The 5,348-nt window shown below is 34.7% G+C and carries 2 protein-coding genes; both read right to left on the reverse strand.

Features of this window, described 5'->3' with window-relative positions; genetic code table 11:
- Positions 1 to 1,062: 1,062 nt before the first annotated feature.
- Positions 1,063 to 2,232: an RNA-binding protein gene (locus tag KPC_RS17595; protein ID WP_121975635.1), complete on the reverse strand. Its 1,170-nt coding sequence runs from the start codon at positions 2,230 to 2,232 to the stop codon at positions 1,063 to 1,065.
- A 37-nt stretch (positions 2,233 to 2,269) separates the two neighbouring features.
- On the reverse strand, positions 2,270 to 5,326 hold the full coding sequence (locus tag KPC_RS17600) for a type VI secretion system Vgr family protein (RefSeq protein WP_121975636.1): 3,057 nt from the start codon (positions 5,324 to 5,326) through the stop codon (positions 2,270 to 2,272).
- Positions 5,327 to 5,348: the final 22 nt, after the last annotated feature.

Consider the following 5,348-nt stretch of genomic DNA (forward strand, 5'->3'; position numbering starts at 1 on the left):
ATCTTATAGAATTAACGCTCTGGTAATTTGATTCCCAAAAGAAATAATTACTAAACGGACCTATCCAAATTTGTAAGTAAGACATATATCGATAGTTTGGATTCTTTACTTCATTAAAATTAAATTTAAATTTCTCTGATTCAAAATCATTTATATCCTTATAATATTCAACCTCATCATTTGGAATAAAGTAGTATAAATTAACTGTTTTATTCGCTGGTATCGTTATTGATTTAGCTTCTGGTTGTATAGATATTTTTGTTTTGATCAAATTTAAGAATTTAGGCAATAAGCTTATACGTGTTCCAACGTATCCTTCCTCATTATCTGCATCTCCAGCCACAATAAAACTAAACCAGCAATCAAACAAAGTCTTATTTTTTGTAATTATTGTTTTCGGTTCTTCTNNTAATTGATANGGNCTGGTTATATTAATATCATAATTTCCTATNTTTTTANAACTAACNACAATCTCNAGCCCATGTTCTTTTTCTAGATATGATATAGAGTTATCTATGCTTAATGTACTGATTTTTTTTACCAGAGTCTTGTTTGTTGTTTTATTCTCATATAGTGCATCTATACCTGCACTTATTTTATTCCTTAATACATACTCTTTTTTTACTTTATCTGAATACCAGTCTTCGATTTTATATTCTCCATTATCAAATTTTGTAGGATACTCCTTTTCAATCCATTCTTTCTTATAATTATATTCTCCAAAACTAAAACCATCTCTGGTTCTTCTAACCATGAAATACTCATCATTATTTTTATTTCTAAAAATACTATTCATTATTTTTAATTTATCTAAATCATCTTGATTTAATTTAAATTCATATATACCAAAATTATCTTTAGTATCATTTACACTTTCCATTCCATATAGATCAGCATAAACAACTGTATTATCTTCACTTATAAAAATTGTCTTATCTAAATTTGGATATCGAAGTGCTTCTTTCCATGACCATGTATATTTATATTTAATACGTTTTGATAAATCTGTAGCATGTGACATTGTTATTCCCCAAATAGTCATTAATATTATAAAAATTAGTCTTAGCATTTTATTTCTATCTCTATTCCTGTCTTTTCTTCGAACCTTTTTCTAAACACTTCCAAGTAGTAAGCAGGTATGAGTGGTAACGTATATACCCCTCTACCACACATGAGATTATCCCCTCCGTTTCTTTTCCAGTCATCTTTAGGCTCGGCTTTTTTTACATCGACCAATTGTGTATTTGGGTCGATATACATCTTGTGTACAGCTCCGCCATTTTCAAAATATTCATCGGGAAATCCATACAAATGTCCTGTTTCATGGGTAAATGTTACCGTTGCATCGTATTCTCTGTTTTCTTCAACTATTATTGGTTTAACTCCCCCTAGCTTTTCTATTTTTACTTTCATTCTTTCCACTTTTGAATAATTAGCAGCATTTGCTCGTTCTGAATCTTCAAATAGTCGTATAACCAATGGTGATGTAGAGTTAGTTAATGAATACGTAACTTTAAAAATGATAGGGATTTTACAGCTACAGCCTCCGTCTTTTTTACAGCGCGTCGCAGCAAGGTAGTAACCATTTTGATTCAGGATTTGATTAACTTTGGTTTCTTTATCTTTTAAAAAGTCGTTATCATCTGTCGTGATTGGTTGCATGACAAAATTAAATTGTTTTTCTAGTGTCCCCATCATTTTATTGTGATCGTATTTAACCTCATTCCCTGTCTTATCAAAAACTTTATAAGGTGCAAATTGTACTTTTTTCTCTAAGTAAAATACGTTCATCGCTGGATCAAACTTTAGATCAACATATGAATCATTCCAACTGTAATTATAGAAGTATAAGATTTCATCATTTCCCTTAACATTTCTTCTCATTTTACTTTTACCACTGGCTGTACTTCCTTGCGAGTCGACCCAATCTTCATTGCCATTTTTATCAGTTTGATAGTAGTCTCCCATTAGATTTGGTAGTTTTTCCCTGATCATTTCAAATGCTTTAGCTTGTGTACATAAATGACCTTTTATCTTACTGATATCGACTTGCGGTATAGTAAACTGCAACGGTATTTTCTTTATAGGCGGTACGTTGGAGTTACTCTGTGTATTTGGCGTAGTTGCATTTGTATTACTCGTACTGTTTTGATTGATACTTGTCGATTGATTATTGTTAGCCCCTGTCGTGCTTCCTTGGTTTGTATTTTTCTGGATTTTATAAGTACCCATTATTATCCCCGAAATTTTATTAAAACAATTAGTTAACTTATTTAGCTAAACTATCCATTGGACATTCGTCATTAAGCTCAGAAAAAGGCAATATTGGTAAATTTAAAGAGTATTTCACCCCTGCATACGTTTGTATTTGCCCTGCTTTTATTTCATGTTTTCGGCTTGTTTCACTCAATATCCCCTGACCGAGCGTGATCCGCCCATCTTCACTTTCCAGTATTATTTTTTTCGCTTTAATATGGACTGTATCGCCAGTTGAAATAATCTCAACTTTCTCCTTGGCATAGAGTTTCATTGCACCATTTTGTGCCTGTATGTCTACAACACCCTTTCCTGCATATGCACTCAACCCGTTTGATGCCGCAAATAAACTAACCTTTGCTTGTGCTTGCATCACGATATTTTTTTGAGCACTTACGTTATAAGTTGTTCCTGTGCTAAGTCCTATATCTTGCGTTGCCCTAACAATAAAGTCTTCTTCCGTTGCCATCGCAATACCGCTTGGGGAGGCAAACAACATCAAAGCTTGTCTAAACAGTGTTCCGTTTTCTTTATTATTAACACTATTATTCTCTGTTAACTGTTCACCCATATTTTGCATAAAGCCTTGCACTGAACCCAATAATCCAGATAGACCACCAGCCCCACCACTCAAGGCATTTGTTAGATTTGACAGGTTAAAGTCATTAATATCTATATCAGACAACACATTTTTAGCATTCTGTAATGCAGAGAATGGATCATTTTTAAAATTATTTTTTAACTCAACCAGTTTATTTTTGACTAGATCAGTTCCAAAGTCCTCAACATTTTCAATAAAGTCTTTAACATTACCTAAAGCATTTAATGGATTTTCAAAAGCTTGATTAAAATCATTTACGATATCGGTGATTGAACCTCCACCAAGTTGAGTGATATCTGTTAAAAATCCTCCACAGTTTTTTAGTGCATTAATCGGGTCATTTGCCATTCCCTCTTTAAATATCTCTAATGTGGCATTTAAAGCTTGGCTTGTACTTTTGATCTGTAGGGACTCGATAAGCTTAGGTAAACGACCTACTACATTTAAAGCATCCGTTTTTTGTCTTATAGCCAAATCGCTGAGCGACTTCATACTACTCTTTGCTTGATCTAACAGTTTTTGTGCTTCTGCTGCATCTAAATGATTAGCCGATGCATTACTTTGTCCATATGTAGTGATCAGCATCCCTTTTCCAGCACGTAAAGCACCATAGGCATCTGTACGTAGTTCGTAACCTTCACCACGACCACTAAAGGACTCATCTGCGCGTGGATGGCTTAATTTACCCAGATTTAACTGTGTAACAGCATATGTACTCTGTAATTGAGCACTGATATTACCCGTACTATCTTCAAATCTAAGCTGATTATAGCCTGATGCCCCAATTTCATTGGTCCTTATCCCACTGATATATCGGGTATCGGGCAATTTACCCAAAGTATCAAACTTGGTCGGATGTCTATCACCTTCATGTAGTCGTCCTAATACAAACGGGCGGTCTATATCGCCATTCATAAAAAATACAACGGCGATTTCGTTCACACGCGGTAAGAATCTAGCTCCAAACCCTTCACCAGCCCAACTTGTGAGTACAGGTAACCATGCAGAATCAGTATCATTAATATTGCTACCTGCTCCACCATCATGAGTATTGTCTTGCTGCCTTGAAAATAAAAACTGTCCTTTTATCCTGCCCCACTCATCCACATGTACTGTTTCCCCTTGCACACCAACAACACGTATATGCATCGGATAAGCCGTAGGTTTATGCTTTATAAGATCGTATTCAGGTACGACTGGTATATTTTTTCTTATGAGTTTTAACTTTGTTATTTGTCTTTCTTCTTTATGACTAATATTTAATTGCCATTGATTATCTTCTAACAAGTTGTCTATCTGATCAGAAATATCTTTGGGGAAGTTATTTTGAAAATAGGACGACCTCTCAAGGATTAAAAATTCTTTATCGCTACCTGTATGTGTATCGATCTCAGGATGTTCATTAAACTCAAACCAGTATCCTGGTGCAACATCACGTACCGATGATATCGCAGTACAATGTTTAGACTGCATATCATAATATTTTTTTAGGTTCGAATTTAGCCGATCGACTTGTCTGAGGGTCGCTTTTGTAGTCCCATCCTCTCCATTTAAGTCACTAATCCATGCAGGTGACATTAACCATGACTGCTCTACATTAAACGCAGAATTATCGATTTGTGAACTATGTTTATGACTTGATAAAACACTCCCTGCTCCATCTTCTTGTTCCAGTATTCCTGCATGCCATCGTTGAATATGCACGGAAGTTGGCTGCAATCTCCGAACTGATCTAAAGGATGTAATCGAGTCAAATTTTTCTGTTGCGTCGCTCCGATGGTAGCTTAACATCCCTCTTGGCAATCTATTAAATTGGCTATTATCATCAATCAATTTGAACTTTTGAGGCTGAATCGGAGTATCGGGGCTATCCACAATCAATTGATCTTCATCAATAAACCAATTTACGCCTTCTGAACGTAAAAGCCGAGTTACAAATGTGCTTTCCTGTTCATTTATGCTGATAACATTAGGGCGAATGTCATAGTCATTATTTAAAAGGCTGGTATCTAAACTGAGACTAGACGCGAACAGTGGTGAGTTTTTCTTCCAGTCTTTAAATAGTATTTCGATAACGTCTATGACTGACTTATTTTCAAATACCCTAGAATTTCTTTTCAAATCTAACAGGGAAAATGCATCTTTTAACACCAACTTATAAATTGATAATGCTCCATCAGACTGCCCTTGCTCTGCTCCAACTATGATTCCAGTTGTTCTGACATATTGACCACGATCAGTTTGCACATCTATAGCTGCCTGACAGCCTATGAATGACTTCAGTTGCAAATGGGCATTCGTAGATAAACAAATTAATTGTGCATCTAAACCACCATTAATTTTTTGTTCAATGCTACATGCATGTAAAAAGACTTGAGAACCTAAAATAGAATCTGAAATACTTAAATGTAATACACGATTGCGTGATGTAATCCCCAAACTTTTTAAAAAATCAAAATTTACCTGCATAATTAACTAGTTACTTTTAAAT

Source organism: Acinetobacter stercoris (genome assembly GCF_900323515.1).
GTDB classification, from domain to species: domain Bacteria; phylum Pseudomonadota; class Gammaproteobacteria; order Pseudomonadales; family Moraxellaceae; genus Acinetobacter; species Acinetobacter stercoris.